The sequence below is a fragment of the Mycobacterium sp. E2462 genome (assembly GCF_001672685.1).
GTDB lineage: Bacteria > Actinomycetota > Actinomycetes > Mycobacteriales > Mycobacteriaceae > Mycobacterium.
In genome coordinates this window covers 15,445-42,042 of the sequence record NZ_LZKC01000282.1, presented here as the reverse complement: position 1 = coordinate 42,042, position 26,598 = coordinate 15,445, and the positions used below count along the sequence as shown (strand labels likewise).

26 protein-coding genes, 1 tRNA gene and 1 pseudogene are annotated in these 26,598 nt (G+C 68.6%); 10 read left to right on the top strand and 18 right to left on the bottom strand.

All coding sequences use genetic code 11. The features are described from left to right. Nucleotides 1-164 (bottom strand): annotated as a pseudogene (locus tag A5714_RS14145) (short-chain dehydrogenase); the annotation flags it as partial. A gap of 1 nt (nt 165) precedes the next feature. Then, nucleotides 166-1,170, bottom strand: coding sequence for an alpha/beta hydrolase (locus tag A5714_RS14140; protein ID WP_068285993.1), 1,005 nt, complete (start codon nt 1,168-1,170; stop codon nt 166-168). 531 nt (nt 1,171-1,701) lie between these two features. On the opposite strand from A5714_RS14140, the gene A5714_RS27490 reads away from it, so the two are divergent. Then, nucleotides 1,702-3,009 carry a PPE family protein gene (locus A5714_RS27490; protein ID WP_304528508.1) on the top strand — a complete coding sequence of 436 codons (1,308 nt, stop codon included), beginning with the start codon at nt 1,702-1,704 and terminating at the stop codon, nt 3,007-3,009. 67 nt (nt 3,010-3,076) lie between these two features. Here the strand turns inward: A5714_RS27490 and A5714_RS14130 are convergent, their stop codons facing one another. Further along, the gene (locus A5714_RS14130) at nt 3,077-4,339 is read right to left on the bottom strand and encodes an HNH endonuclease signature motif containing protein (RefSeq protein ID WP_068286010.1); all 1,263 of its coding nucleotides are present in this window, start codon (nt 4,337-4,339) and stop codon (nt 3,077-3,079) included. Between the two features lie 56 nt (nt 4,340-4,395). Further along, on the bottom strand, nt 4,396-5,046 hold the full coding sequence (locus A5714_RS14125) for a TetR/AcrR family transcriptional regulator (protein WP_068285989.1): 651 nt from the start codon (nt 5,044-5,046) through the stop codon (nt 4,396-4,398). A gap of 61 nt (nt 5,047-5,107) precedes the next feature. On the opposite strand from A5714_RS14125, the gene A5714_RS14120 reads away from it, so the two are divergent. Beyond that, complete coding sequence (locus A5714_RS14120; RefSeq protein ID WP_068285987.1) at nt 5,108-5,746, top strand: O-methyltransferase; 639 nt, start codon at nt 5,108-5,110, stop codon at nt 5,744-5,746. Between the two features lie 62 nt (nt 5,747-5,808). Here A5714_RS14120 and A5714_RS14115 read toward each other — a convergent pair whose 3' ends face one another. Continuing rightward, a complete protein-coding gene (locus tag A5714_RS14115) occupies nt 5,809-7,881 on the bottom strand; it encodes an EAL domain-containing protein (RefSeq protein ID WP_068285985.1) in 2,073 nt (690 codons plus the stop codon). Nucleotides 7,882-8,181: 300 nt separating this feature from the next. On the opposite strand from A5714_RS14115, the gene A5714_RS14110 reads away from it, so the two are divergent. Together A5714_RS14110 and A5714_RS14105 are read left to right on the top strand one after the other, a co-directional pair. Next, the gene (locus tag A5714_RS14110) at nt 8,182-9,108 is read left to right on the top strand and encodes a cyclopropane mycolic acid synthase family methyltransferase (RefSeq protein WP_068285983.1); all 927 of its coding nucleotides are present in this window, start codon (nt 8,182-8,184) and stop codon (nt 9,106-9,108) included. A gap of 58 nt (nt 9,109-9,166) precedes the next feature. Then, nucleotides 9,167-10,483: an NtaA/DmoA family FMN-dependent monooxygenase gene (locus tag A5714_RS14105; protein ID WP_068286008.1), complete on the top strand. Its 1,317-nt coding sequence runs from the start codon at nt 9,167-9,169 to the stop codon at nt 10,481-10,483. A gap of 5 nt (nt 10,484-10,488) precedes the next feature. Here A5714_RS14105 and A5714_RS14100 read toward each other — a convergent pair whose 3' ends face one another. After that, nucleotides 10,489-10,920, bottom strand: coding sequence for a cupin domain-containing protein (locus A5714_RS14100; RefSeq protein ID WP_231975890.1), 432 nt, complete (start codon nt 10,918-10,920; stop codon nt 10,489-10,491). 458 nt (nt 10,921-11,378) lie between these two features. Here A5714_RS14100 and A5714_RS14095 point away from each other — a divergent pair, with 458 nt between their 5' ends. Further along, a complete protein-coding gene (locus A5714_RS14095) occupies nt 11,379-11,612 on the top strand; it encodes an amidohydrolase family protein (RefSeq protein WP_082959738.1) in 234 nt (77 codons plus the stop codon). A 22-nt stretch (nt 11,613-11,634) separates the two neighbouring features. Here the strand turns inward: A5714_RS14095 and A5714_RS14090 are convergent, their stop codons facing one another. The 9 genes from A5714_RS14090 to A5714_RS14050 all read right to left on the bottom strand — a co-directional run bounded on the left by A5714_RS14090 (nt 11,635) and on the right by A5714_RS14050 (nt 18,731). Beyond that, nucleotides 11,635-12,744, bottom strand: a complete 1,110-nt coding sequence (locus tag A5714_RS14090) for a diguanylate cyclase (RefSeq protein WP_231975889.1) — start codon at nt 12,742-12,744, stop codon at nt 11,635-11,637. 147 nt (nt 12,745-12,891) lie between these two features. Further along, nucleotides 12,892-13,374: an ATP-binding protein gene (locus A5714_RS14085; protein WP_068065553.1), complete on the bottom strand. Its 483-nt coding sequence runs from the start codon at nt 13,372-13,374 to the stop codon at nt 12,892-12,894. Nucleotides 13,375-13,484: 110 nt separating this feature from the next. After that, the gene (locus A5714_RS14080; protein ID WP_068065550.1) at nt 13,485-13,715 is read right to left on the bottom strand and encodes a deoxyribodipyrimidine photolyase; all 231 of its coding nucleotides are present in this window, start codon (nt 13,713-13,715) and stop codon (nt 13,485-13,487) included. Nucleotides 13,716-13,816: 101 nt separating this feature from the next. Beyond that, nucleotides 13,817-14,470, bottom strand: a complete 654-nt coding sequence (locus tag A5714_RS14075; RefSeq protein ID WP_068285976.1) for a nitroreductase — start codon at nt 14,468-14,470, stop codon at nt 13,817-13,819. 15 nt (nt 14,471-14,485) lie between these two features. Further along, nucleotides 14,486-15,421, bottom strand: a complete 936-nt coding sequence (locus tag A5714_RS14070; protein WP_082959737.1) for an NADP-dependent oxidoreductase — start codon at nt 15,419-15,421, stop codon at nt 14,486-14,488. Between the two features lie 59 nt (nt 15,422-15,480). Next, nucleotides 15,481-15,553, bottom strand: a tRNA-Arg gene (locus tag A5714_RS14065). Between the two features lie 49 nt (nt 15,554-15,602). Further along, nucleotides 15,603-16,421, bottom strand: coding sequence for an LLM class F420-dependent oxidoreductase (locus A5714_RS14060; RefSeq protein ID WP_068285974.1), 819 nt, complete (start codon nt 16,419-16,421; stop codon nt 15,603-15,605). A 30-nt stretch (nt 16,422-16,451) separates the two neighbouring features. After that, nucleotides 16,452-17,504, bottom strand: a complete 1,053-nt coding sequence (locus A5714_RS14055; protein ID WP_068285972.1) for a poly-gamma-glutamate hydrolase family protein — start codon at nt 17,502-17,504, stop codon at nt 16,452-16,454. Beyond that, nucleotides 17,505-18,731, bottom strand: a complete 1,227-nt coding sequence (locus tag A5714_RS14050; protein WP_068065529.1) for an Nramp family divalent metal transporter — start codon at nt 18,729-18,731, stop codon at nt 17,505-17,507. A gap of 243 nt (nt 18,732-18,974) precedes the next feature. Between A5714_RS14050 and A5714_RS27445 the strand changes: the two genes are divergently transcribed. Further along, nucleotides 18,975-19,103: a hypothetical protein gene (locus A5714_RS27445; protein ID WP_255377966.1), complete on the top strand. Its 129-nt coding sequence runs from the start codon at nt 18,975-18,977 to the stop codon at nt 19,101-19,103. Between the two features lie 74 nt (nt 19,104-19,177). Here the strand turns inward: A5714_RS27445 and A5714_RS14040 are convergent, their stop codons facing one another. Then, complete coding sequence (locus A5714_RS14040; protein ID WP_068065512.1) at nt 19,178-20,251, bottom strand: diacylglycerol kinase; 1,074 nt, start codon at nt 20,249-20,251, stop codon at nt 19,178-19,180. Nucleotides 20,252-20,274: 23 nt separating this feature from the next. Beyond that, a complete protein-coding gene (locus A5714_RS14035) occupies nt 20,275-21,066 on the bottom strand; it encodes an SDR family oxidoreductase (protein WP_068065510.1) in 792 nt (263 codons plus the stop codon). A 209-nt stretch (nt 21,067-21,275) separates the two neighbouring features. Here A5714_RS14035 and pstS (A5714_RS14030) point away from each other — a divergent pair, with 209 nt between their 5' ends. From pstS (A5714_RS14030) to pstA, 4 genes are all read left to right on the top strand, one after another. Next, nucleotides 21,276-22,367: a phosphate ABC transporter substrate-binding protein PstS gene (pstS, locus tag A5714_RS14030; RefSeq protein WP_369829444.1), complete on the top strand. Its 1,092-nt coding sequence runs from the start codon at nt 21,276-21,278 to the stop codon at nt 22,365-22,367. A 160-nt stretch (nt 22,368-22,527) separates the two neighbouring features. Next, the gene (gene pstS, locus A5714_RS14025; protein ID WP_068285966.1) at nt 22,528-23,640 is read left to right on the top strand and encodes a phosphate ABC transporter substrate-binding protein PstS; all 1,113 of its coding nucleotides are present in this window, start codon (nt 22,528-22,530) and stop codon (nt 23,638-23,640) included. Between the two features lie 60 nt (nt 23,641-23,700). After that, the gene (gene pstC / locus A5714_RS14020) at nt 23,701-24,645 is read left to right on the top strand and encodes a phosphate ABC transporter permease subunit PstC (protein ID WP_369828286.1); all 945 of its coding nucleotides are present in this window, start codon (nt 23,701-23,703) and stop codon (nt 24,643-24,645) included. Nucleotides 24,646-24,664: 19 nt separating this feature from the next. Further along, complete coding sequence (gene pstA / locus A5714_RS14015) at nt 24,665-25,567, top strand: phosphate ABC transporter permease PstA (protein ID WP_068285964.1); 903 nt, start codon at nt 24,665-24,667, stop codon at nt 25,565-25,567. Nucleotides 25,568-25,577: 10 nt separating this feature from the next. Here pstA and A5714_RS14010 read toward each other — a convergent pair whose 3' ends face one another. Continuing rightward, nucleotides 25,578-26,522 (bottom strand): Ku protein, encoded by a 945-nt coding sequence (locus A5714_RS14010; protein WP_068285962.1) that lies wholly within the window; start codon nt 26,520-26,522, stop codon nt 25,578-25,580. Nucleotides 26,523-26,598 lie beyond the last annotated feature (76 nt).

Sequence of the window (26,598 nt, the reverse complement as noted above, 5' to 3'; positions counted from 1 at the left end):
GTGCCGTCGTGTGCAGCGACATCGACCTCCTCGCCGCCCAGCGCACCGCCACGGCGGCCGAGTTCGACCGCGAAGGCGGCCCCGATCCCGCTACCGGCGCCGGTCACGACCGCCGCCGCGTCACGGCTGGCCTTTGACTTGCCGCCTAACAGCCTGTCCAGCATGTCAGTGCACCTCCTCGGTGAGGCTTCGGGTGTCCTGCAGGGCATGGGCAACGAACCGCGCGACGTACGCCATGGCCTTCGCGGCCTCGGGCGTCATGCGGGGCAGCGCCTGGAAGACGTGGACTTGGTGCGGCCAGATCTGCAGTTCGCATCTGCCACCGGCGGTCCGGATGTCGGCGGCCAGTTGCCGGGCGTCATCCTGCAGCATTTCGGCCCCACCGGCCTGGATCAGGGTGGGCGGCAACGCGGAGCCGCCGGCCACGTCGAGTCTGAGGCGACGATGGTCGGCGTCGACCCCGCAGTGATACAGGCCGACCAGGCGCGCCGCACTGGTCGCGCGGGTCGCGGGATCGCGGCGGATCCGCTCGCGGGCCCGCGACAGCGCGAAGGTGAGGTCGTACAAGGGGGAGAACAACACCAGCGCGGCGGGCGGCGCGACCTCGGGTTGCAGCAGCAGGTCGACCGAGAGGTGACCGCCCGCCGAATCGCCCGCGACGACAAGCTGATTCATCGGGACGGCGCAGGACGTCTGGAGATAGTCCCAGCCTGCCCGCACGTCGTCGGCCGCCGTCGGAAAGCGGTGACGTGGCGCCAGGCGGTAATCGACGCAGAACACCGGGAGGCCGGTGAGCGCGGACAACCAGGAGGTCAGGCGGCGGTGGGTCTTGGGTGAGCAGACCGCGTAGCCGCTGCCGTGCACGTAGTAGATCGCGCCGAGACGCGTTGCTGGGCAATGGCTTCCGCTGGTGGGTGTGCGGGGCCCGTAGACCCACTCGCCCTTGACGCGACGACCGTCGGCGAGCCTGGTGTCGACGATTTCGACGCGGGTGCCGGCGAGCGAGGGGCCGAAGGTTCCCATGATCCCGGCGATGATCCGCCGCGACGCCCACAGGCCCCAGGCCCGCTCGGGCGGGATTGCGGTGGCGATGGGCCGCAGGGTGTAGGCACTGACCGTCGCCGCGCCGCGGGACCGCAATGACCCGCGCGCCGGAACACCGTCCGTCATGCCACGCAGTCAACACCAAATGGTGACATTGGTCAATGGCATGGTTCTGCGGCGAAGCTGTCGCAGCCGGTCAGGCCAGGCGTTGGGCGAAGCATCCTCAAACGGAGCGCCTCGGTCCGCTCGGCGAAACGGGCCCGCGCGCGGGCAGGCTCCATGGTGGCCCCCGTACGCCCGGGGCCATTGGTTTGCCGTTCATCCGGGGTTAACATCGCGTTCAGGCGATGAAAGCTCGCCTTGAGCTTCCTCGGGGCTGGGGCTTCTTGCCGAGGGTGGTGAGAAGCGGGGTGGTATCGACGAGCCGACGTTTCGCCCTGTCGCGGTCTTGCCGCCGAACTCATCCGATATCGCGCGGGATAGGCGTCTGCTCATTCGCGCCCGCCGCCTACCGAAAGGAAGTCCGATGTTGCACTTCGCCACTGAGCCCCCGGCCGCGAGCGTCGGTGTTCACCCGCGGTCGGTGAACGCCCTCGGCCACCACGCGCTATCGTGTACCGTCGGCAGTCGTTAAGCCGCGGTGCCGCAATGGAATTCATGACGCTCCCGCCCGAGGTCAATTCGGCGCGGATGTATGCCGGTCCCGGAGCGGGCCCGATGTTGGCCGCGGCCGCAGGCTGGGACGCGTTGGCCGCCGAATTGCTGTCCGCAGCCACGGCGTACCGATTCGTGACCGCGGAGTTGACCGCAGGCCCGTGGTTGGGTGCGTCGGCGGCGGAGATGACCGCCGCGATCACGCCCTATCTGGACTGGCTGACCATGTCGGCCGGGCAGGCCGAGCAGGCCGCGACCCAGGCCCGGGCGGCCGTCGCGGCCTACGAGGCCGCGTTCGCGCTGACGGTGCCCCCGGCGGTGGTGGCGACCAACCGGGCTCTGCTGGCGGCCCTGATCGCCACCAACGTCGTCGGCCAGAATGCGGCCGCGATCGCGGCCACCGAAGTCCAATACGGGGAGATGTGGGCCCAGGACGCCGCGGCGATGTACAGCTACGCCGGTGCCGCCGCGTCGGCATCGGTGCTCACACCGTTCGCGGAGCCGCCGCCGACGACCAACCCCACCGCCCGTGATCAGCAGGCCGCGGTCGCGCAGTCGCTGGTGTCGAACGGCTCTCGATCGATGAGCCTCATCCCCCAGGCGCTGCAGGCCGCCGCGGTCGATCCGGCCGCCATCGATCCGACGTCGTTGCTGCCCCTGGTGACGGTGCCGTTGACCACCGCCGCCGTCGCCGTCGGAACGGTCGGCATCTCGTCGTCGTTCACGTCGTTCGGCACCACGTACCGGGGCTTGCTGATCAACGCCGACCGCGACTACGACAACGGGAAGGGGCCGTTCACCGGCAACGGCCCCGGCGGGACCATGTTGCCGCAGTGGATCCTCAACGGTGTGGGCGGCGTCGGCGCACCGTCGGACGCGGTACCCGACGTCGAAGGGTCGGCTCGACTGGGCCAGGCGAGCAAGGTCGGGCGGCTGTCGGTCCCGTCGGGATGGTCCGCCGCCGCACCCGGGATTCGCCTGTCCGCGTTCGCGCTGCCCCTCTCCGACGCCGCGGCGGCGCCGGAGGTCGGCGGCCTCGGCAATCTGTTCAGCAGCATGGGTCTGGCCGGGGCGGCGGGCGGCGCGGTCGGCACCACCGCGTCCGTCGGGCGCGGCAACGAGCGCGTGCGGATCGCGCCGCGGTCGGCTCCCGCGCAGCCGCCGCAGCCGCCGACCGAGGCGGTGGCCTCGATCGCCACCGAACTGCAGGAACTCGCCGTTCGGGCGCAGTCTCTGCTGACCAAGCTGGCCGAGGCCGGCGCGCTCAGCGCCGAACAGGTCACGGAGCAAAAGCGGCTCTTCTTGGGTTGACGGCGTATCGGGGCGACCGCACGAGAAGCTCTGTGCGGCAGCGTATTTCGTTCTGCCGCGAGAGCGTCTAGTTCGGGGCGGGGGGTGGCTGCGGCTGGAACGGCTCGTACCACCACCAGTCGGCGCGTTCGCCGGTGGGTCCGTTACAGGGTGCGACGGCCGGCGGGCGGGTCGTGGGCGGCCGCGCCAGGGAGGCCGCGCTGAGCGTCCGCTCGGAGCTGTCGGAGACGACCAACTCCGTTGCGGGTCCGGTGATGGTGATGACGCCGCGATGGTGCAGGCGGTGATGGTACGGGCAGACGAGCACCAGGTTGGCCAATTCCGTGGGGCCGCCGTCGTCCCAGTGCCGGATGTGGTGGGCGTGCAGACCGCGGGTGGCGGCGCAGCCGGGGACGGCGCACGTCGGATGGCGATGCTCGAGCGCGCGTCGAAGGCGCCGGCTGATCTGGCGAGTCGCTCGGCCGGCGCCGATCACCTCGCCGTCGCGCTCGAACCAGACCTCGTAAGTGGCATCACACGTGAGGTATTGGCGTTCAGCCTTGGTGAGTAGGGGGCCGAGATGCAGTGTGCCAGCGCGCCGCTCGACGTCGACGTGTACCACCACAGTGGTGCGTTGTCCGTGTGGTCGGCGGGTCGCTTCGGCATCCCACCCGGCGTCGACCAAGCGCATAAACGCCTCGACGGTGTCCGGCAACGGTGGCGCGGTGGGTGACGGATGTTCCACGGCATCCCTGTCGCGCTTCCACTCGGCGACCAGCGCATCGTGATGAGACGCCAGCGCCGCGTCGAACCTGGCCGCGTCCGCGTGGGGAAGTTTGATTCGCCAGGACGTGTAGGCCTCGCCGGAGGTCTTGGTGATCGAGGCCGGTCGGTCAGGCGAGGGTTCGGGTTCGGGTCGCGGTTCCAGGCTGACCGCGGTCCGCAACTGGTTGACCGTGGCGTAGCGCGCCAACTCCGCGTAGTGGTCGTCGGATCCCTCCGCGGCGCGCGCGGCGATGACGCCGACCTGATCCAGCGACAGCTGACCCTCCCGCATGGCCTGCGCGCACCTCGGGAACGCTTCGAGCCGGCGGGCGACGGTGGTGATCGTGTGGGCGTTCGTCGAGGACAGGCCCAGCTTCCAGGCCACCAGCGCCGCGACCGACCGTGCTCCGGTGGACCCGCAGAGTTCGTCGCGTTCCAACTCCGCGACGATGTCCACGATGCGCGAGTCAATGGCGTTGCGTTGACCGGCCAACTCGGCCAACTCGTCGAATAGTCCGTCCAGCCGCGCACCGGCAGGTGTGGCCTCGGAGGCGCACGACGCGGGCGGGGTCGGGGTCATAGCCAGATGATGCCAGCGGGGTCCGACACGTTCGGCGTGGCGAACACCGGCAGGCGGCTCCCTCAACGCGCGGGCGAACCGCGACGCCGCTTCGGCGGTGGCGAGGCCGCCCGTCCCGGCCGCATATCGCAGCGGGACAGGACGTCGTCGACGACAGCGTCGAGGAAGCCGTCGTCGACGGGTTCCCCCGTCACGATCACCCGGTAGTGAACCGGCCCGATCAGCCCTTCGGCCAGCGCGGCGACGTCGGCGTCGGGTGCCAGTTCGCCACGAGAAATAGCACGCTCAAAGGCTTTTCGGTCCCTGGCGCGTTGAGCCTCGAGGTAGCGGGCCCGAAAGGTGTTGGCGAGTTCCGGATCGTGTTGCGCCTGTCCGACGAGCGCGCGGAACACGGCCCCGGCGTCGTCGACGGTGAGGAACCGGGCCGTCGAGCGCAGGTGCGCACGCAGATCGGTGTCCAGGTCACCGGTGTCGGGTGGTTCCAGGTCCGCGGCCGCATCTTCGAGGAAGGCGTCCATCAGGACGTCGGTCTTGGAGTTCCACCAGCGGTAGACCGTTTGTTTCGCCACTCCTGCGGCCTTCGCGATGCCCTCGATGGTGACCCCGGCGAAACCCTTCTCGACGAGCAAGTCGTCGGCGGCGCGTAAGACGGCCAGTCGCGCGGCGTCACTGCGACCATGCCGGTTGCCGCGATGCGGTGAGAAATCGGCCACGGCTCTACTTAACACTATCCCGCCCTAGACTAGACGCAACGACGCGTCTACTCTACAAATCATGACTGCAACCCTGAACACTCCCCAGTACGCCGCGATCATCGACCGCCTGTTCGCCGATGCGCAGCTGGACGACGAACGGCGACACGGCATCTCACCGCGGGACTTCGCGGTCGAGGAGCGCGCGGACGCCTGCCAGGACTACTACCTGTCCGTGGCGCCCGAATCCGGCCGGCTGTTGTACAGCCTGGTTCGCGCGGTCAAGCCGGAGGTCATCGTGGAATACGGCATGTCCTACGGAATCTCCACGCTGCACCTCGCCGCGGCCGTCCGCGACAACGGCACCGGGCGCATCATCACCACCGAGATGAGCTCCCACAAGTTGGCGGCGGCCCGCGCGACCTTCGCCGAAGCCGGAGTCGCGGACCTGATCACGATCCTGGAAGGCGACGCCCGCACTACCCTCAAGACGGTCTCGGGCCCAGTGCAATTCGTGCATCTCGACGGCTGGCCGGATCTCGACCTCGAGGTGATCAAGATCCTCGAGCCCGTGCTGGCGCCCGGCGCTCTCATCCTCGGCGACAACGTCAACCTGGACCCGGAACGGGCGTATCTCAACTACATTCACGCGCCGGAGAACGGCTACATCAGCACAGCCCTGCCTCTCGACAAGGGCCTGGAGCTCGCCGTCCGCGGGTAGGTCGGCGGGTGCGCCGTCCCGAATGCAATAGGGGAGAACGCGTTCGGAAAGAGGCGGCGCACTCACCACCGGCCGCGCCGTTTGCGGTACATGGCTTTATCGGCGCGGTCGAGGACGGCTTCGTGGGTTTGATCGTCACCGGGCAGGCGCACGGCAGTGCCGATCGTCAAGACGACATCGACCTGTACGCCACTGGCCAACACGATCGGCGGCCTGTGCACGTGGTCCGCGATCCGCTCGGCGAGCTGGGCGAGCTCATGGTCCACCACGGTGTCGGTGACGACCAGGAACTCGTCCCCACCCCAGCGGGCGACGAAGTCGTCGCCCGTGGCGGCGGTCCGCAGCCGATCCGCGACCTGCACCAGCAACTCGTCGCCGGCTCGATGGCCGAACCGGTCGTTGACCGACTTGAATTGCGCAACGTCACAGAACAACACGCCATAGCCGGCGTCGGCGGCGTCCAGTTGTTCCAACACCCGCCCCGCCGCGGAGCGGTTGGCTATCGCGGTGAGCCTGTCGGTGTTGACCTGGCGGGCCAAGTCGGCTTCGCGGCTTCGCTCGACGGTCACGTCCATGATCTGCGAGACGAAGCACCGCGGCCGGTTGTGCGGGCCCTGGATGACCACGGCCGTCAGGTCACACCAGACCACGCGCCCGTCGGCGGCGATGAAGCGCTTGTCGATGCGGTAAGTGCGGCGGCGACCGGCGAGGCACTCGGCGAACAAGGCCAGGTCGGAGCCGAGGTCGTCGGGGTGGGTGATCTCCTGAAAGGTGAGATCCGCCAACTCTCGTCGGCCATAGCCGAGCATGTTGCGCAGCGCCCTGTTGGTGCGCTGAAACGCTCCGTCGAGGCCCACGACGGCCATGCCGATGGGTGAATGGGCCAGCGCCAGCTCGAAGGGGCGCTCCCCGCGCGGGTCGAGCGCGGCGAAGGACTGATCGATCGGGTCGGCGACGACGCCGGAGTCCGCGAATCCCTCGGTATGTGAGCGGGGCCGGCCGAGGTAGAAGCCCTGCGCCCACGGAACGCCCGCCGCGCACACGGCGTCGAGTTCCCCCTGCGTCTCCACCCCTTCCGCGATGACGGTCGCGCCGATCTGCGCGGCCAGCTCGGCGATGGATTGGGCCAACCGGCGTCGGGCGTCGTCGATGTCGATTCTGCGGGTGATGGATTGGTCGACCTTGACGAAATCCGGTGCCAGCTCCAGCACGTGAGAGAACGAGGAGAAACCGGCGCCGACGTCGTCAACCGCCACCCGGATGCCGTGCGCCCGACACGTTTCCAGCGCTTCGTCGAGGGCGGCGTAGTTCTCGACGGCGTCGTGCTCGGTGATCTCCAACACGAGTCGCGTCGGGTCGACATCGGTGAGCAGCTCGCCCCAGCGAGTCTGCAGCACCGCTGCCGGGGAGATGTTGACGGCGACGAACGCGTCGTCGGGCAGCTGCGGCACCAACGACAGGGTGCGGGCTATCACCAAGGTTTCGAGCTCGATCTCCAAGCCCAGCAACGCGGCCCGGCCGAAGACCATGTCGGGTCGATACGGTTCACACGGAAACCGGGCCAGCGCTTCGACACCCATGACCTTGGTCGTCGTGACGTCGTGGATCGGCTGGAAGACGACTTCGAAGTCCTGCTCGGCCACCATCCGCCGGATCTCGTGCTGGTTCACCCGAACCGGCACCGGGTCGACCGGCGACTCCATCAAGGCGCCGATGAGGTCGGCGACCTTGTGTGCGATCCGCAGGTCGACGTCCGCGAGATGGGGCTTGGCCTCTTGGCTCACCGCTGACACCATGCCCACCGTGACACCGTCCGCGCCGACCACCGGCACGCCCACGTAGGCGCCGACCCCCAGTTGGCGCGTCATGGGAAGGACGGTGGCCGACTTGTTGGCCGACGTGTCGGGAATGACGGCCGGTAGCCGACCGTCGACGACCCGGACACCGTAGGAACCGGACAGGCTCAGCTGATCACCTGGGGACAGTCCCACCGCGTCGGCGTCCCCGTCGAGCACCTCGAAGGTCTGCATTCCGTCGCTGAAAGACGATAACCATGCCGCGTCGAGGCCCAGGCGTCGCCGCAACAGTCCCAACAGGGTTCGAATCACGTCCAAAGAACTTGATTCGTCTTCCACGGCCCCGGCTCCCTGTCGATCGGCGCCCAGCCAAGCGATCTGGTAGCCAGCCCCCCGCTCGAGGCAACGCGCCAGCCTCACGCCGGCATGCGCCACCCTATTCCTGCGCTGCCCGCCGGAGGCGGTTATCGCCGAGGTTGCCGCGGTGCGCGGTTCCGTCGGCAACCCTGGCCGCGAAATCGACGGCGAAACGATCGTCGCCCCGCACTAGCGGCCGTCGCGGGTAGCGTCGCACTATTGGGCGAGTGATGCCGCCGCGCGGCAGTCGATCGATATCGCGGGAAGTGGAGGAGCTTGGCCATGTCTGCACAGGGGGAGACGGGAAGCGCGCAGCTGAAGCCGCCGGTGGAAGCGGTTCGGTCGCACTATGACAAGTCCAACGAGTTCTTCAAGTTGTGGCTCGACCCGTCGATGACGTACAGCTGCGCCTACTTCGACGAGAACCCCGACCCCCATCACCTGACCAAGACGCTGGAAGAGGCGCAGTACGCCAAGCGGAAACTGTCCCTGGACAAGTTGAACCTCGAACCCGGCATGACACTGCTCGACATCGGCAGCGGCTGGGGCGCGACGATGCGCCAGGCGGTCGCGGAATACGACGTCAACGTGATCGGCCTGACGTTGAGCGAAAACCAGTACGCCCACTGCGTGGCCGAGTTCGACAAGATGGACAGTCCGCGCCGCAAAGAGGTGCGCGTCCAGGGTTGGGAGCAATACCCCGACGAGCCGATCGACCGGATCGTCTCGTTGGGCGCCTTCGAGCATTTCGCCGACGGCGCCGGAGACGCCGGATATCAACGCTATGGCGTCTTTTTCAAGAAGTACTACAACGTGCTGCCCGACGGCGGCCGCATGTTGCTGCACACCATCGTGGTGCCCACCACTGAGGAAGTGAACGCGCTGGGCCTCAAGACCACGATGACCTTGCTGCGTTTCATCAGCTTCATCCTCAAGGAGATCTTCCCGGGCGGTAAGTTGCCGCAGATCAAGCAGATCGACCGCTACGCAACCGAGGCCGGCTTCGAGATCGAACGCCACCACTTGATCGGCGAGAATTACGTGCCGACGCTCAACGCCTGGGCGGACGCCCTCGAGGCGCGCAAGGACGAGGCGATTGCCCTCAAAGGGCAGGACACCTACGACATTTACATGAAGTATCTGCGCGGCTGCTCCGACCTGTTCCGGGACGGCTACACGAACGTGTGCCAGTTCACGTTGGTCAAGTGACGCTGACGCCGGCGCCGGCCTGGGACTAATTCGCGCCGGCACCGCGTTGGTGCTGCGCATGGCCGACGCGACGCCGCAACTGCACTTCAACGCCTTCGTCTGGCCCAACGGGTATCACGAGGCGGCCTGGCGTCTCACCGACGGTGACGTCCGCGATGTCCTCGGGCTGCCCTACTACGCCGAGGTGGCCCGCACCGCCGAACGCGGCTTGCTCGACTCCATCTTTCTGGCCGACAACATCGCCATCGCGGACTATCGGGCGACCTACCTGCCCCAGACGCAATTCGACCCGATCTCCGTTCTGTCGGCGCTGGCGGCCGTCACCAGCCGTATCGGCCTGATCGGCACGGCCTCAACGACTTACAACAAGCCGTGGGAGCTGGCACGCCGGTTCGCGACCCTGGATCACCTGAGCGCCGGTCGGGCCGGCTGGAACATCGTCACCACCGTCACGCCGTTGGCGGCCGCGAACTTGGGAGAACAGGCGCACCCCGAGCGAGACGACCGCTACGCGCGGGCGCACGAATTCGTCGACGCCGTCACCCGATCCTGGGACAGCTGGGAGGACGACGCGGTGGTGGGCGACCGCGCCAACGGGGTGTGGGCGGACCGCGCCAAGCTGCACGCCCCGCGGTTCCACGGTGAATACTACGACGTCGAGGGCGTGTTGCCGTTTCCCCGCTCGCCGCAAGGACATCCGGTTCTCGTGCAAGCGGGTCAGTCGGCAGCCGGTGTCGCGCTGGCGGCGCGCTACGCCGAGGTGGTGTTCTCCGGGCCGCCCTCCCTGCAGGCCGCGGTCAACTTTCGGACCGATCTGCACGCCCAAGCGGCCGCCGTCGGACGCAAGCCCGACCAGGTCCTGGTGCTGCCCGCGCTGATGGTCACGCTGGGCGGCACGGAGGCCGAAGCCCGGCGGCGTGCCGACCGGCTCGACGAGCTGGCCAGCCCCGAATTCCATTGGCAGAACACCCTTTACATTGCCGGATTGGACCCGGACGGGTTCGACCCGGACGCGCCACTGCCCGCCGAGCTGTGGGCCGGCCCGTCGGCGCCCTCCAGCCGGGCCGAACAACTCTTTGCGGCCGCGCGTGCGCGGCCGGAGGCTTCCCTGCGGGAGCTGACCCGAGCCTCGGCCCCGGGCGCCGGCGGAGCCCACTTCGTCGGCACTCCGGAGCAACTGGCCGACCATGTCATCGCTTGGCAGGATGCGGGCGCCGTCGACGGCTTCACGCTCATGGGTTCTACGCTGCCCTACGAGCTGGCGGCGTTCGTCGACCACGTGGTGCCGATTCTGCAGCGGCGCAATCGTTTCCGTGACGGCTACGCAGGCGAGACGCTGCGGGATCATCTCGGACTGTCACGCCCGAGCCGCTGAGCGCGTCAGTCGAAGTCACACCCCGGGTTGGGCGCATCCTCGGCGGCCGGTTTTCCCGGTGGTTGGACGTAGATGACTTCGAGAACCGTCGGGACGGAACCCAGATTGCGGCCGATATGGACGTGGTCCGCGCCCGCGGGCTCCACGACCGAGTCGCCGCTGCCGTAGACGCCGTCGACCGCGCAATTCGCTGCGTTGTGGGTCAGCGTGCCCTGCTCCACCACGCCGATCAGTTCACCGTCGTGCCAATGCCAGCCCGTGCTGCCGCCCGGGGCGATGGTGATCTCCCGGATCACGTAGTCGTGGTCGGCGAGCGATCTGTGATTCAACTCGACCGCGTGGATCTCGCGCGACGGCGTCGCCGACGCCTGCGCGGCCGAAACCAGCAGCGCGACGCCGACGACGACGCTCGCCGCGGCGGTGACCAAGGGAATCACCCTCGCCCCCTTGGCCCGCCGTGCTCGTCGGTCACTTTCGAGTAGACGTTTGCGCGCGCGATCCTATTCGCAGGCCTTCTCGCCGGGCGCCGTGGCCGCGTGTGGCTAAGCACCCGTGATCGGTCGAGTTGCCCCCGTGGGCGGCTCGCGGCGGGCAGGATCGCCTCATGGCCCAGAACCCACCACGGTTTTCACCGCGCGCCGGGTGATCACCATCGATCCGGATGTCCCCGACGGCACGGCCGTTGCCGTGTCGGGCGGCCGGGTGGTCGCCGTCGGCGCCTCCGAGCGGCTGCGCGGCCGCGGGGCGGCAGACGACACCTTCGCTGGCGCGGTGCTCTGCGCGGGGCTGATCGATCAGCACCTGCACCCGGTGCTGGGCGCCGCCACCCTGACGACCGAGGTCATCGCCATCGAAGACTGGTCGCTGCCAGGCAAACGGTGTCCGCAGCGGCCGCATTGCCGTTCCGGTGCAATGCATCTCGGTGCACGACGCGCTGCGCACCGTCGCTATCGAAGCCGCCTATTCCTGGCGGCTCGAGTCGGAGCTGGGCAGCATCACGCCGGGCAAGCTGGCCAACTTCACCGTGCTGGCCGACGATCCGTACGCGGTGAATCCGTTGCGGCTCAAGGACATCAAAGTGCTGGGAACGGTGTATGAAGGCCGCTGGCAGCCGGTGCCCGCTGGGTGAGGCCGTCGCTGCGCGCTGCCGGTCAGCGGCGCGGCGGGAGCGCGCTGCCGGCATGCCGGACGCGGTTGCCGCCGGCCCGCTTCGCCTCGTACATCGCCCCGTCAGCCGCTTCGACGAGCTGCTCGACGATGGTGCGCTCCGCGCCGTCCGCCTCCGGCGGCACCCGCACGCTGCTGACCCCGAAGCTGGCCGTCACGGCCCACGGTGTGGCGGCGATCGCCCGGCGCATCGCCTCGGCGGTCTCGAGGGCCTTCGGGGTGTCGACCGCGGCGGCGACCAGAAACTCCTCACCGCCGACGCGGGCGAGCACCATGCCACCGTCGCTGGTGCTGCGGAGCTGGTCTGCCACGGCCACCAGGATGCGGTCGCCGGTCGCGTGGCCGTAGGTGTCGTTGATGCCCTTGAAGCCGTCCAGGTCGAGCATCAAGACGCTCAGGCACCGCACGCGATGTTCGACGGCCAACAACTTGCAGGCCGAGCGATAGAACCCGCGGCGGTTGCGCAATCCGGTCAACGGATCCGTCGACGACTTCAGGGCGTCGACGGACAGCCAGTGGACGAGTATCTGCCCGCAAAACGGCACGGCCAGGATGCCCGCGCTGAGCAACATCAGCTTGGCCGCCGCCATCGACGCGTCGCCGGCGGCGGCGATCCGCACGGCGCACGCCGCGGCGGTGCCCAAAGCGGTGCCCAGGGTGAACACCAGCAGCCGGGCCGAATGGAAGAACGCGACGTAACCCGCGAGCCCGCCGAACGCCGCGCAGCCCAGCATGCCGCTGCGCGGATCATGCTCGACCAGGCACACCGCCGCGATGCCCAGCGATCCCACCACCGAGAACGCCCGCGACTGCGTTCGTGTCGGCCACCGGAGCAACCACACCGCCGCGAGGCCGGACATGCCGACGGCGAAGCCGATAGCGACCGCGCGGTCCACCCTGGTCGACGGGCCCGACGGGCTGGTCAGCATCAACGACGTGGCCGCGGCCAGGGTGAGAAGAATCGTGACCAGCAGGTAGCGGACGAAGGGCTTGAGTCGGCGCGCCGCCAAGTAGTCCGACAGCCACTCGTAGTGGTCGGGTTGCCGCCACAACACGCCGATCCAGTGCACTCCGACGCCCCCTGGTCTGTTCACGCGTGGTGTTTGCCAGCAGCGCGGGCGAACGGTCGTATGTTACGTCGCGCCGCAGGACACGGCGGCGCTTTGACGATCAGCGCGGCGGATTACGAGTTGCGGGCGCCGTTTCAGCGCATCGAAATAACTCGGGGCCGCGACGAGCAGTCACGCCGACTGGCGCTTGGCCCCGGAAAAGGCGACCGGCCAATCCTGGGACTGACCGGTGAAGCGGAACTCGAGGCACACGGTCGTGCCGCGGCCCGTGCCCCGGACCGTGACATCGTCGGCAATGGCCCGCATCAGCAATATTCCCCGACCCCGCAGGGGATTCGCCGCGAAGTCGGGCTCCACCCAGACGCCGTGGTCGGTCACGCACACCGACAAGGTGAACTGCTTAGGGTCGTAGCTGACCTGCAGCGTCATCAGTCCCGGCGTGTCCCGCCCGCGGTACGCGTGGTCGGCGCAGTTGGCCAAAGCCTCGTCGGTGGCTAAAACGACGTCGGCTTTACGGTCCGTGTCCAACTCGATGACGTCGTCCAACCAGCGTCGCAGGTCGCGGCGGAAAGCGGTCACCGCACGCGGATCGGCGCGGGCGGATCTCGTCAGCGTCGGGCGTGCGTCGTCATTGGTGGCGGCGTGTAAGGACATGGTGGCCAACGAGTACCCGAGTCCCTCGCGCGATATACCTCGCGAAGCCGGCGCGGGCCGCAGGGGGCCCGCCATCAGCGGTCGCGCCCGCCGCGGCGCAGGGGCGTTGGCTAGCTCTTTTTACTCGGGATCACCGAGATGACGATCAGCGTCAGGATGCTGAAGAAAAGTCCGAGGATGCCCCAGCCCAACGGGTTGCGGCCCTTGAACCCGGCGATGACCGCGCAGATGACGGCGGCGATGAGGCTGCCGATCGCGACGAAAATGCCCTTGATACCCCGCAGAATCAGACCCGCCGCTTGCGGATTGTCCTGCGCGGCCAAGACGAGCGAATGCAGCATGACCCCGGCCTCCTGTGATGTGTGCCACGAAGGTTAGCGCACGCGCGGGAACCGGTGCGCGGGATTCGACTGCGCGACGGTTCTACGGGGCGACGAGCGACTCAATGGTCGAGGAAGGTGACGTTGTCGCCCAGCGGGTTGCGCGGCACGTCGAGGTGGTTCGCTGCGAACTCCGGGTCGGGGTAACCGATCGACACGCCGCACAGGATGCGGTACTGCTCGCCGATGCCGAGCTGGGCGCGCAGCACTTCCGGGTAGCCGGCGATCGATACCTGCACGCAGCTGCCCACGCCGCGGGCGGTCAGCGCGAGCAGAAAGGTCTGCAGGAACGCGCCGACGCCCACGGCGTCGACGTAGTCGAGGTCGCGGTGCATGCAGACGACGCCGGCCATGGGGGCGCCGAAGAAGTCCCAATTTCGCAGCACAGCCCGTCGCCTGGCCTCGGTATCGTGCCGCGCGACACCCATCGCGCCGTAGACCAGAGCGCCGAGGGCCTGGCGCGCCGGCGCGAACTCGGCGGGCAGCGACGGAACCTTGGGCGCGGCCGTATTAGCCTGGGCCAGCAGGGCTTTGGCGACACGATCGCGGGCGGCGCCGGAGACGAAGGTGACGTGCCAGGGCTGGATGTTGGAATTCGACGGCGCCCGGACGGCCAGTTGCAGCGACTCGGTGACCAGCTGTGCCGGCACGGGTTTGTCGCAAAGGAACAGGCGGGCAGATCGGCGCCCGCGGATGGTGTCTTCCAGGTCATACATCGGGGGTTCGCCGGCCTAGTCGCGGACGACGAGCACGGTCTTGCCGGGCCGGTGTTGGCCGCGGCTCGCGTAGGCCGAGCGGCCCTCGCGCAACGGGAACGTGGCGGCGATGGGTACGCGCAGCCGGCCGCCTTCGACCAGTTCGGTCAGGCGGCGCAGCTGTTCTCGGTCGGGGGTGACGACGAAGAAGTCCGCGACCACGCCGTAGGTATCGGCCAGGCCGGCCGGTGGCGGGGCGGACAGGGTGACAATCCGGCCGCCGCCCCGCACGACGTCGAAACTGCGCCGCAGGGTCTGGCCGCCGATCGTGTCGATCACGACGTCGTAGGCCCGTCCAGCCGCGTCGAAACGGTCGCGGCGCGTGTCGATGACCCGTGCCGCGCCGAACCCGACGAGCAGGTCGCGCGCGTCACTGCGCACGGTGGCGCTCACCTCGGCGCCCAGGCCGGTGGCGAGCTGAACGGTCAACGCGCCGACCCCGCCGGCGCCGCCGTGGACGAGGACACGCTCCCCGGGCCGGACATCGGCGTGCTCGACGAGCGCCTGCCACGCGGTCAGGCCCGCGAGCGGGAGTGCGGCCGCGGTCACGTGCGACACCGTCGTGGGTCGGCCCGCCAGGTCGGCCGCCGGCACGGTGACGTACTCGGCGGCCGCGCCGTCACGGTCGAACCGAATCAACCCGTAGACCTCGTCGCCGCACGCCACCTCGGTGACCCCGTCCGCCACGGCGGCGACCACGCCGGACACCTCGTGTGACGGGATGGTCGGGGTGCGGTCCACCCCGCCTCGTTCCCACGTCTCGTCCCAGGTCAACTCGTCGAAGGTGATGGCGGCGGCGTGCACCTCGACGAGAACCTCGCCGGGCGCGGGCACCGGCATGGGGGCTCGCTCCACGACCAGGACCTCCGGTCCACCGCGCCGATGCGCCCGCAGTGCGATCATGCCGCTCATCGGAACCCTCTCCCGCGGCGCCGCGGCGGACGGTGCCGCGCGGAGCGTCCTACCCGTCGTGCCCCCGGCAGGATTCGAACCTGCGACACCGGCTTTAGGAGAGCCGTGCTCTATCCCCTGAGCTACGGGGGCGGACCGGCCTGAGCTTACCGGCAGTGCGGCCCCGCGCCGGCCACGCTGCTCAACGGAGCTCGGCGATCACCTTCGAGAAGTTGTCCATGTGGTTGTCCTGCACGGTGAAGAACGAAACCCCGTACTTCTCGCGGTATTCGATGAGCGTGTCGGCGATGTCGCGGGGCGATCCGCTCAACACCGAGTGCATGGCCAAGATCTCCTCGTCGCTCATCCCCGCCGCGTACCGGCGGGTCATCGTCAGGTCCGGCTGGGTCTCGCCCGCGGGCGGCACCGCGGTGATGGCCAAATTCAGCTCGAGCGTGTCGAAGCGATCACCGGCCGCCGCGCGGACGAAGTCGACGCGTTCGGTCAGCGGGTCATCGGCGCCACGGACGTTCGCGCCGGTCAGCCCGACGATGTCGGCGTGCCGCGCAGCCAGCGTCAGCACCCGATCACCGTTGCCGGCGATCATGATCGGCGACGACGGGTGATGCTCCTTGAGGTATTTCGTCATGTGCTCGAGGTAGTCCACGCGGGCCCCCGCGCTCGGGTACGGCAACTCGGCGGCGTCGAATTCCTCGCGCACGTAGCCGGTGCCCAGGCCGATCTCGACCCGGCCGTCGCTCAGCTTCTCCAGGTCGAGGAGGTCCCTGCTCAGCAGGGCCGGCTTGTAGAAGGCGGCGTTGAGCACGTACATGCTCAACCGCAGCCGGGTGGTGACCATGGCGACCGCGGTCAGCGTCGGAAATGGCGCGGCCGCACCCAGATGGTCCGGCACACACAGCACATCGAAGCCGAGGTCCTCGGCGCGCTTAACCTTATCCTCAAGCGCCGCACGGGATTTGACGAACCTCATGCTCAGCCCGAAACGAAAATCCTTAACCACCAAACAACTCCGTTCAATAGATGAGGACAACTACCAGCACAGTGCCGCTTTCGCCAATCCCCGGATCAGTGCGTTGGTGACCGGCGACAGACCGTCGTCGCCCGGCAGCGGGCTACGCGGGCTGATGCCCCGAACCCGCGCCGACAGCTCCAGCTGGGCGCCGCCGTCGCGCATCAGGTTCACCGGGTTGCGTGGATGCAGACCCCGCAATTCCGGCGGAATGGCGTCGAGGTCGGTGACGACGTGATACCCGGGGATCTCCACGTGTGTGGCCAGGTGCTCGGCCAACGCCCGGTTGCGGCCGCCCGCCAGCAGGTGCGTGCTGCGGCCGATGCGTCCGTAACCGTGCAGCGACACCCCGAGGTCGACATGGGCGAGAAACTCGGCGAGTTGCGGGGAGGCGGCCGGATCGAACGACGCCGACGGCAGGTGGTGCGGATAGCGGGCGGGGTGGCGCAGCACGTACAGCGAGGCGCCGGCGGCGTCGGCGGCGCGCTCGGCGATCACGTCGGTCATCTCCTCCAGCCCGCCGCCGTGGATGGCGAGAAAGCCGAAACGCGAACGCAATCGGCTCTGCTCGATGATCCCGGGCTCGCGTAGCAGCTCGGAAAACGACTGTGGCGCAGGCCCATTCGCCACCGTTGGGCTTGGCCATCGCGCCGGATCCCAGCGGTGCAGAAAGTCGATCCAGCGTTGTGGGAGTCCGTGGTGCCGGGCGCCGTCGATGATCTTCGGCAGGTAATCCGGGCGGGGCGGCCCGGGCTCCACGCGGTGGTCGATGTAGACCCACGCCGGCTCGGGACCAGTGGCGGTGAGCACGGTCAGCCGGTCCCGCCGGTAGCGCACCGGCACGCCCTCGGCGCTGTCCAGGGTCGCCAGGTCGTCGTCGGAGATGTGCCAGAGCACCCCGTGCACCTGTGTGCCGGCGAACGGCTCCACCGTCGCCACGCCGCGCTGATTGATCAGCCACTCATGGTCGGCAAGGATTGCCGGTCGTGGATCGGCGGCACCCGGGCAGCGCTGCGCCATCTGGCGCACGCAGAGGTTCGACCCGTAGGCGAAGTAGGGGTGCCGGCCTGGCATTCAGCCAGTCACCGTCAGCCAGATCAGTACCACGTTAAGCAGACTAATCATGACGCCCACGGCCCAGCCAATAATCGTCGTGACGCGGTGGTTGGTGTCGTTGCCCATCAGCTCGCGGTCGCTGGTCAGCTTGACCAGGGGGAGCACCGCGAACGGAATCCCGAAGGACAACACCACCTGGGACAGCACCAGGGCGCGCGTCGGGTCGAAGCCGACCGCGAGAATCACCAGGGCCGGGCACAGGGTGACGACGCGGCGCAACAGCATCGGAATCGACCGGTGCAGCAATCCCTGCATGATCATGGCGCCGGCGTAGGCGCCCACCGACGACGAGGCCAGGCCCGAGGCCAGCAAGCCGACCGCGAACAGCACCGCGATCGTCGGTCCGAGCGTGCCGTGAATCGCCGAGTAGGCGCCCTCGATGGTCGCGTCGACGCTGTGATGCTGCAGGTTGATCGCCGCGATGAGCAGCATGGCGGCGTTCACCGTGCCCGCAACCGCCATGGCCAGCACCACATCCCAGCGCGTGATGCGCAGCAGCATCCGCCGCTGAGCCCCCTCCTGCGGATGCCCGTGCCGGTCGAGGACCAGCCCGGAATGCATGTAGACGGCGTGGGGCATCACGGTGGCGCCCAGGATGGCGGCGGCCAACAGCACGCTCTCGGTGCCGCGGAACCGGGGCAGCAGCCCGCCGAGCACCGCGTCCGACGGAGGGGTCTTGACGAAGAAGCTGGCGGCGAACCCGATAGCGATCACCAGCAGTAAGCCGGTGATGACGCGCTCGAAGATGATCTGGCCGCGGCGGTCCTGGATCGCGAGCAGCAGCAGCGCCACCACGCCGGTGATCAGGCCGCCCAGCAGCAGTGGCAGCCCGAACAAGATGTGCAGGCCGATCGCGCCGCCCACGATCTCGGCCGCATCGGTGGCGATCGCCACCAGCTCGGCCTGCGCCCAGTAGACCAGCCGGGCGGGGCGGCTCATCCGCTTGCCGATCGCGGCGGGCAGCGAGCGCCCGGTCACCAGCCCGAGCTTGGCCGACAGGTACTGCACCAGCCCGGCCAGGACGTTGGCCACCACGATGACCCATAACAGCAGGTAGCCCAGCTTCGCGCCGGCGCTGACGTTGGCCGCGACGTTCCCCGGGTCGACGTAGGCGATCGCCGCGACGAAGGCCGGACCGAGCAGGTACCAGTTGCCCCTCAGCGAGCCCTGCGTGCTCTGCGCCACCCTGCCGCCCCTTGTTTTCCCATCGCCGAATAGAGAAGTGAGGTTATCCGAATATCTCGCCGCAACCCGCATCGAGTGCAGGGTCGAAGGAGCCGGCCGGAACCCGGCCGTCACTTGTTATTACCCGGACAGTCGCCGGTCATGCGGGCGGTCACCGGCGGCGTTGCGGGCGCGCGGGCACTGTCCCGCCTCTGGCGCGAAAGCGGCCACTGGCGGCCCCGGACGATCGTAGACTTCCTAGGCATGACCAGGGGGAAGAAAATCCTGCTTGCGTTGGTGCTCGCGGTCGGGGTGTCGACGACGTCGGTGAGCTGTTTGCCGATCGTCAGCATTCCCAGCTGCCCCGCGGGCGGCGGCCCCGTCGGCTGCTGATCCAGCGCACCGAGCGCTCGGCGTGGTGGACCGCGCCGGTTTGAGCATGCACCGCGCTCGGGGACGCGGCCCGGTCACAGCCGGTAGAGCCCCTTGCCGGTGATCAACGGCAGGTCCAGCGTCGTCACGATGCCCGGCGCGGCCGCGACCACCGCGGGAATGGCGTTCACCACCCGCATCGCGGTGGCGACCAGCCCGGCGTGGTTGTGGTCGCCGTTCGGGCTGCCCAAGCACACGTCGACGGCGTAGGACGGCTCGCCGGTCACCTCGATGCGATACGAACCGCCGTCCTGGGCGGGCTGCGGCCATTCGGGGCACAGGTCCTCGCGCAGCCGGGTGACGTGCTCGAGGACCACGGCGGGCTCGCCGTCGACCATGCCGAACACCTCGAAGCGCAACGCCGCCGCGGTGCCCTTCGCGATGTGTCCCGACGCGATGTCGAAGTCCTCCGGCGCCGGCACCCGCACGTACTCCTGGGTGACCTCGTCGAGGCAGACGCCCAGGCCGGCAGCAAGTTGCCGGATGACCGAGCCCCACGCCAGGCTCAACACGCCGGGCTGCAGCAACATCGGGATGTCGTCCATCGGCTTGCCGAACCCCATGACGTCGAACATGACCGCGGCGCTGTCGTAGGTGGCGTAGTCGACGATCTCCATGCAGCGGATCTGCTGGATGGACTGGCAGGTGCCGGCCAGGGCCAACGGCAGCAGGTCGTTGGCGAATCCGGGATCGATGCCGTTGACGTACAGACTCGAATTACCTTCGCGCGCCGCGTCTTCCAGTGGCTTGATGAGCTCTTCCGGGATGACCTGCCAGGGGTATTGCAGGAAGACCGGACCGCTGCCCACGACGTTGATGCCGGCGGCCAAGACGCGCCGATAGTCCTCCAGCGCCTCCGGCAGCCGGTTGTCGGCCAGCGCGTTGTAGACCGCGCACTGCGGTCCGGTGGCCAGGACGGCGTCCAGATCCGTGCTGGCGAGGATGCCGGTCGGCTCCGGCAGCCCGGCGAGCTCGGCCGCGTCCTTGCCGGCCTTGGCGTCCGACGACACCCACACCCCGGTCAGCTCGAAATCGGGGTTGGTGATGAGCGCCCGCAAGGCGTGGATGCCGACGTTGCCGGTGCCCAGTTGGACGACGGGGATAGCCATGTCGCGCTCCTAGCGGTCGTTGCTCACAGGTCCGGAACCGGGATGTCCAGATTGGGGTAGGTCAGGCCACCGTCGACCTCCAGGGTCTTGCCGGTGAGGAAGTTGCCGGCCGGGGACGCCAGATAGACGGCCGCGGCGGCGATGTCGACGGGATCGCCGAGGCGGCGCATCGGGGTCGCCTTCTCCATCGGCGCGCGCAAGTCGTCGTTGGAGGCGACCACGTCCAGCGCGGAGGTGAGGATGGACCCCGGCGCGATGGCGTTGACCCGGATGCGCGGGCACAGGTCCAGCGCGGCCGACCGGGTGTAGTGGGCCAGCGCAGCCTTGGCGGTGGCATACGCCGCGAAGCCGCGCCCGGCCAGGCGGCCCATCGTCGAGGTGATGTTGATGATGCTGCCGCCGCCGGAGTGCTCCAGCATCAACGGCACCGCCGCGACGGTCAGCGCGTGGGCGGTGGCGACGTTGAAGGTGAACGCGTCCTTGAGGTCCTTGGTAGACGTGGTCAGCAACGTGTTCGGCATGGTCCCGCCGACGTTGTTGACGACGATGTCTAGTTTGCCGAACGCCTCGACGGCCTGACCCGCCAGCTGCGCGGTCGTGTCGGGGTGGGCCAGGTCGGCGGCGACGACGTGCGCCCGCCGCCCCGCGGCGCGGACCTGTTCGGCGACCTCTTCGAGCTGGCTCTGGGTGCGCGACGCGATCACAACGTCGGCACCGGCCTCGGCGAACGCGAGCGCGATGGCGGCCCCGAGGCCGCGGCCCGCGCCGGTGATGACGGCGACCTGATCGTCCAACCGAAATCTGTCCAGGATCATGACGGCCTCTCCTCGCCTCGATTGTCAGCCGACACCGTAGCAAGTCGGCGTGGCCCGAACGAGGCGTTTCTGGAACAGGTTCTAGTTCGGTTCTCACGGTGGCCGGCCGCGGTAGCGCCAGGGTCGACGCGCGCGCAGCGCCGATCGCAGATATTTTGAGCACTGTGACCGCTTCGTGGGCGCCGTCGCGTCCAGCCGCGGCCACCAGATTGCACCGCCTGACGTTGAGCGTGCTGGCCGTCGTCGCGCTGGCGTTGTCGGGGTGTGCCGGCCGGGACAACGCCAGCGCCCAGGGGCAGGGTGGGGACGCCTCCGTTGCCTGCGGCGGCACCAAGACGCTGAAGGCGAGCGGCTCGACGGCGCAGGCGAACGCGATGACCCGCTTCGTCAACGCGTTCGAGAAGGCCTGCGGGGGGCAGACGCTGAACTACACCCCCAACGGATCCGGCGCCGGTATCGGCGAATTCACCGGCGGCCAAACCGATTTCGCCGGCTCCGATTCACCGCTGGCGCCGATCGAGTATTTCGCGGCGCGGCAGCGATGCGGCTCGCCGGCCTGGAATCTGCCGGTGGTGTTCGGCCCGATCGCCATCAGCTACAACGTGCGGGGCGTCGCCTCGCTGGCCCTGGACGGTCGCACCGCCGCGCGAATCTTCAAGGGCGCGATCACGACGTGGGACGACGCGGCGATCAAGGGCCTCAACCCCGGGATCGCGCTGCCCGCCGAGCCGATCCGGGTCATCTTCCGCAGCGAACAATCCGGCACCACCGACAACTTCCAGAAGTATCTCGACTCCGCGTCCGACGGTGTGTGGGACAAGGGCATCGGCAAGACCTTCAACGGCGGCGTGGGCGAGGGGGCCGACGGCAACGCCGGCGCGGCGGCCGCCGTGAAGACCACCGACGGCTCGATCACCTACACCGAGTGGTCGTTCGCCCAGGCGCAGAAATTGGGCATCGCCAAGATCGTCACGTCGGCTGGCCCGGATCCGGTGGCGCTGAGCGTGGAATCGGTTGGCGAAGCCATTGCGGGAGCCACGATCTCGGGCCAGGGCAACGACCTGGTGGTGGACACCTACTCCTTCTACAAGCCGACCCGCCCCGGCTCGTACCCCATCGTTCTGGCCACCTACGAGATCGTGTGCTCGCACTACCCCGACGCGCAGGTCGGAGCCGCGGTGAAAGCATTCCTGCAAAGCACCATCGGTGCCGGGCAGAGCGGCTTGACCGACAACGGCTATATCCCCGTGCCGGCGCCCTTCAAGCCCCGGCTGTCCACGGCGATCAACGCCATCTCCTGACACCCCGATCGGGGCAACAGGTGCGGCACAGTGGACGGCGCAAATTTGCCCCATGTTCACCTTGTTACGGTTAGCTTCGTCTCTGCGAGACGGCGGATCGGCGCGTGGCGGTGAGACGAAACGGCGGCGGTCCCGTTCATCCCTACCGTAAGGAAATGACTTGAGAATAAACCGATCTGGCGCTGCGCTGAGTGCGTTGACCGCCGGCGCGCTGATCTTGTCGGGGTGTGGCAGCGACAACAACGCCGGCGGCGGTAGTGCGAGCAGCGGCGCGCCGGCGGCCAAGGTCAGCTGCGGCGGCAAGAAGAGCCTGAAGGCCAGCGGCTCCACCGCCCAGGCCAACGCGATGACCCGCTTCGTCAACGCCTTCGAGCAGGCCTGCCCCGGACAGACTTTGAACTACACGGCCAACGGCTCAGGCGCCGGAATCAACGAATTCACCGGCAATCAAACGGATTTCGGCGGTTCCGACTCGCCCCTGGCGGCAAAGGAATACGCGGCGGCCCAACAGCGCTGCGGCGCACCGGCATGGAACCTGCCCGTGGTGTTCGGGCCGATCGCCGTCACCTACAACGTGGCCGGCGTGAACTCGTTGAGCCTCGACGGTGCCACCGCGGCCAAGATCTTCAACGGCGCGATCACCGCCTGGAACGACCCGGCGATCCAGGCGCTGAACCCGGGGGTCACCCTGCCCGCCGAGCCGATCCACGTCGTGTTCCGCAACGACGAGTCCGGCACCACCGACAACTTCCAGAAGTACCTCGACGCCGCCTCCAACGGCGCGTGGGGCAAGGGCGCCGGCAAGGCGTTCAAGGGCGGCGTCGGCGAGGGCGCCAAGGGCAACGACGGCACCTCCGCGGCGATCAAGGCCACCGAGGGCTCGATCACCTACAACGAATGGTCCTTCGCCCAGGCGCAGAAGCTCAACATGGCGAAGATCGTGACCTCGGCCGGCCCGGACGCGGTGTCGATCAGCGCCGACTCGGTCGGCAAGACGATTGCCGGCGCGACCATCGCCGGGCAGGGCAACGACCTGGTGCTCGACACGCTTTCCTTCTACAAGCCCACCCAGCCCGGCTCGTATCCGATCGTGCTGGCGACCTACGAGATCGTCTGCTCGAAATACCCGGACCCGCAGGTGGGGACGGCGGTCAAGGCGTTCCTGCAGAGCACCGTCGGCGCTGGGCAAAACGGGCTGGCCGACAACGGATATATTCCTATCCCGGACTCGTTCAAGTCGAGACTGGCGGCTTCGATCAACGCCATCACATGATCTGAGGTGGTCGTGGCACACGGAACGGTAACCAGCCCGTCGACCGCGCAGCGGCCCCAACTGCCGGCGCTCAACGCCGGCGCGGCGCGTCGGGGTGACCGGGTGTTCAAGCTGGTCGCCTCGGCCGCCGGGATGACCATCGTGACCGCGATCGGGCTGATCGCGGTGTTCCTGCTGGTCCGCGCGGTGCCGTCGCTGCGCGTCAACCACGCCAACTTCTTCACCAGCGCGCAGTTCGACACCACGGACCCGGGCAGGCTGGCGTTCGGCATCCGCGACCTGGCCATGGTGACGGTGCTCAGCTCGTTGACCGCGCTGATCCTGGCCGTGCCGGTCGCCGTCGGGATCGCGGTGTTCCTCACGCAGTACGCGCCGCCGCGCCTGGCCCGCCCGTTCGGCGCGATCGTGGACCTGCTGGCCGCGGTGCCGTCGATCATCTTCGGCCTGTGGGGGATCTTCGTCCTGGCGCCCAAGATCGAGCCGATCGCGGCCTTCCTCAACCGCCACCTGGGCTGGCTGTTCCTGTTCAAGGAGGGCAACGTCTCGCTGGCGGGCGGCGGCACCATCTTCACCGCCAGTGTGGTGCTGTCGGTCATGATCCTGCCGATCGTCACCTCGGTGTCGCGCGAGGTGTTCCGCCAGACCCCACGCATCCAGATGGAGGCCGCGCAGGCGCTGGGCGCCACCAAGTGGGAGGTGGTGCGGATGACCGTGCTGCCCTTCGGCCGCAGCGGGGTGATCGCGGCGTCGATGCTGGGGCTGGGGCGCGCACTGGGCGAAACCGTGGCGGTGCTGATCATCTTGAGGTCGTCGGCCCGCCCGGGGAACTGGTCACTGTTCGACGGCGGCTACACCTTCGCCTCCAAGATCGCCTCAGCCGCCGCCGAGTTCAGCGCGCCGCTGCCCACCGGCGCCTACATCTCCGCGGGGTTCGCGCTGTTCGTGCTCACCTTCGTCGTCAACGCGCTGGCGCGGGCGATCGCCGGCGGCAAGGTCAACGCATGACCCGTCAGGAGCGGCGGCCGTGACCGTCGACGCGTTCGACCGGCCGGTCAAGGTGCCGGTGTTCCGGCCCCTCGGCCTGCGGCGACGGCTCACCAACGCCGTCGCGACCGTGTTTTTCTTCGGGTCTTTCATCGTCGCGCTGGTCCCGCTGGTCTGGGTGCTGTCCATCGTCGTGGGCCGCGGCTGGTACGCCGTCACCCGGTCGGGTTGGTGGACCCACTCGCTGCACGGGGTGTTGCCCGAGCAGTTCGCCGGTGGGGTGTACCACGCGCTGTACGGCACGGTGGTGCAGGCCGGGGTGGCCGCCGCCCTGGCGGTTCCGCTGGGCCTGATGACGGCGGTGTTCCTGGTGGAGTACGGGACCGGGCGCCTGGTGCGCGTGACGACGTTCATGGTCGACGTGCTGGCCGGGGTGCCCTCGATCGTGGCCGCGCTGTTCGTGTTCAGCCTGTGGATCGCCACCCTGGGATTCCAGCAGAGCGCGTTCGCGGTATCGCTGGCGCTGGTCCTGCTGATGCTGCCGGTGGTGGTGCGCAGCGCCGAGGAGATGCTGCGCCTGGTGCCCGACGACCTGCGCGAGGCCAGCTACGCGCTCGGCGTGCCGAAGTGGAAGACCGTGCTGCGCATCGTCTTCCCGATCGCGATGCCCGGCATCGTCTCGGGTGTCCTGCTCGCCGTCGCGCGGGTGATCGGCGAGACCGCGCCGGTGCTGGTCCTGGTCGGCTACAGCCGATCGATCAACCCCGACATCTTCCACGGCAACATGGCGTCGCTGCCCCTGCTGATCTACACCGAGCTCACCAATCCCGAACACGCGGGATTCCTGCGAATCTGGGGTGCCGCGCTGAGCCTGATCATCATCGTCGGCGTGATCAACGTCGTCGCGGGGGCGACGCGCTTCCTCGCGACCCGCCGGCGCTGAGCGAACCGGTCTAGGACTTCGCCGCGGCCTTCTTCGCGGGCGCCTTCTTGGCCGGTGCCTTCTTGGCGGCGGCCGACTTCTTCGCCGGCGCCTTCTTCGCGGCGGCTTTCTTGGCGGGAGCCTTCTTCGCCGACGTCCCACCCGAGCCGTCCGTCGAACCGCCTCCGGACCGGGCCCGCACGCTGGCCTCCAACTTGGCCAACAGGTCCGAGACGTCCTCGGTCTCGTCGAGCTCCTTCGGCTGCTCCTCGGTGGTGAACGCCTCTCCGCCTTCGAGTTTGGCGTCGACCAGCTCTTGGAGCTGCTCCTGATACGTGTCGTGGTAGCGGTCGGGGTTGAACTCCTCGGCCATCGACTCGACCACCTGCCCCGCCATCTTCAGTTCAGCGGGCTTGATGTCGACTTCCTTGTCCAGGACCGGGAAGTCGGGATCACGGATCTCGTCGGGCCACAGCAGCGTGTGCACCATCATCACGTCGCGCTTGCCGAAGTCCTTGACCCGCAACGCCGCCAGCCGGGTCTTGTTGCGCAATGTGAAGTGCACGATCGCCATGCGATCGGTCTCGGCCAGCGTCTTGGCAAGCAAGACATAGGATTTCGACGACTTGGAGTCCGGCTCCAGGAAATAGCTGCGGTCGAACAGCATCGGGTCGACCTGTTCGGCGGGAACGAATTCCAGCACCTCGATCTCCCGGCTGCGTTCCTCGGGCAAGGTGGCGATGTCGTCGTCGGTGATGATGACCATCTGGCCGTCGTCGGATTCGTAAGCCCTGGCGATGTCCCGGTATTCGACGACTTCACCGTCCACCTCGCAGATGCGCTGGTAGCGAATGCGGCCGTTGTCCTTGGCGTGCACCTGGTGGAACTTGATGTCGTGGTCTTGGGTGGCGCTGTACACCTTGACCGGGACGTTGACCAGCCCGAAGGCGATGGAACCCTTCCAGATGGAGCGCATGGTTGTCAGTATGCCCGCAGCGCCGGTGGCAAAACAGCACGACGGGGCTACAAGCGTCACACAGTGCGGCTTTCCG

Coding starts and splice junctions, on each gene's coding strand:
- A5714_RS14140 (WP_068285993.1), bottom strand. CDS start 1,170: ATGACGGACGGTGTTCCGGCGCGCGGGTCATTGCGGTCCCGCGGCGCG.
- A5714_RS27490 (WP_304528508.1), top strand. CDS start 1,702: ATGACGCTCCCGCCCGAGGTCAATTCGGCGCGGATGTATGCCGGTCCC.
- A5714_RS14120 (WP_068285987.1), top strand. CDS start 5,108: ATGACTGCAACCCTGAACACTCCCCAGTACGCCGCGATCATCGACCGC.
- A5714_RS14110 (WP_068285983.1), top strand. CDS start 8,182: ATGTCTGCACAGGGGGAGACGGGAAGCGCGCAGCTGAAGCCGCCGGTG.
- A5714_RS14105 (WP_068286008.1), top strand. CDS start 9,167: ATGGCCGACGCGACGCCGCAACTGCACTTCAACGCCTTCGTCTGGCCC.
- A5714_RS14085 (WP_068065553.1), bottom strand. CDS start 13,374: ATGTCCTTACACGCCGCCACCAATGACGACGCACGCCCGACGCTGACG.
- A5714_RS14080 (WP_068065550.1), bottom strand. CDS start 13,715: ATGCTGCATTCGCTCGTCTTGGCCGCGCAGGACAATCCGCAAGCGGCG.
- A5714_RS14075 (WP_068285976.1), bottom strand. CDS start 14,470: ATGTATGACCTGGAAGACACCATCCGCGGGCGCCGATCTGCCCGCCTG.
- A5714_RS14070 (WP_082959737.1), bottom strand. CDS start 15,421: ATGAGCGGCATGATCGCACTGCGGGCGCATCGGCGCGGTGGACCGGAG.
- A5714_RS14055 (WP_068285972.1), bottom strand. CDS start 17,504: ATGCCAGGCCGGCACCCCTACTTCGCCTACGGGTCGAACCTCTGCGTG.
- A5714_RS27445 (WP_255377966.1), top strand. CDS start 18,975: ATGACCAGGGGGAAGAAAATCCTGCTTGCGTTGGTGCTCGCGGTCGGG.
- A5714_RS14040 (WP_068065512.1), bottom strand. CDS start 20,251: ATGGCTATCCCCGTCGTCCAACTGGGCACCGGCAACGTCGGCATCCAC.
- A5714_RS14035 (WP_068065510.1), bottom strand. CDS start 21,066: ATGATCCTGGACAGATTTCGGTTGGACGATCAGGTCGCCGTCATCACC.
- A5714_RS14010 (WP_068285962.1), bottom strand. CDS start 26,522: ATGCGCTCCATCTGGAAGGGTTCCATCGCCTTCGGGCTGGTCAACGTC.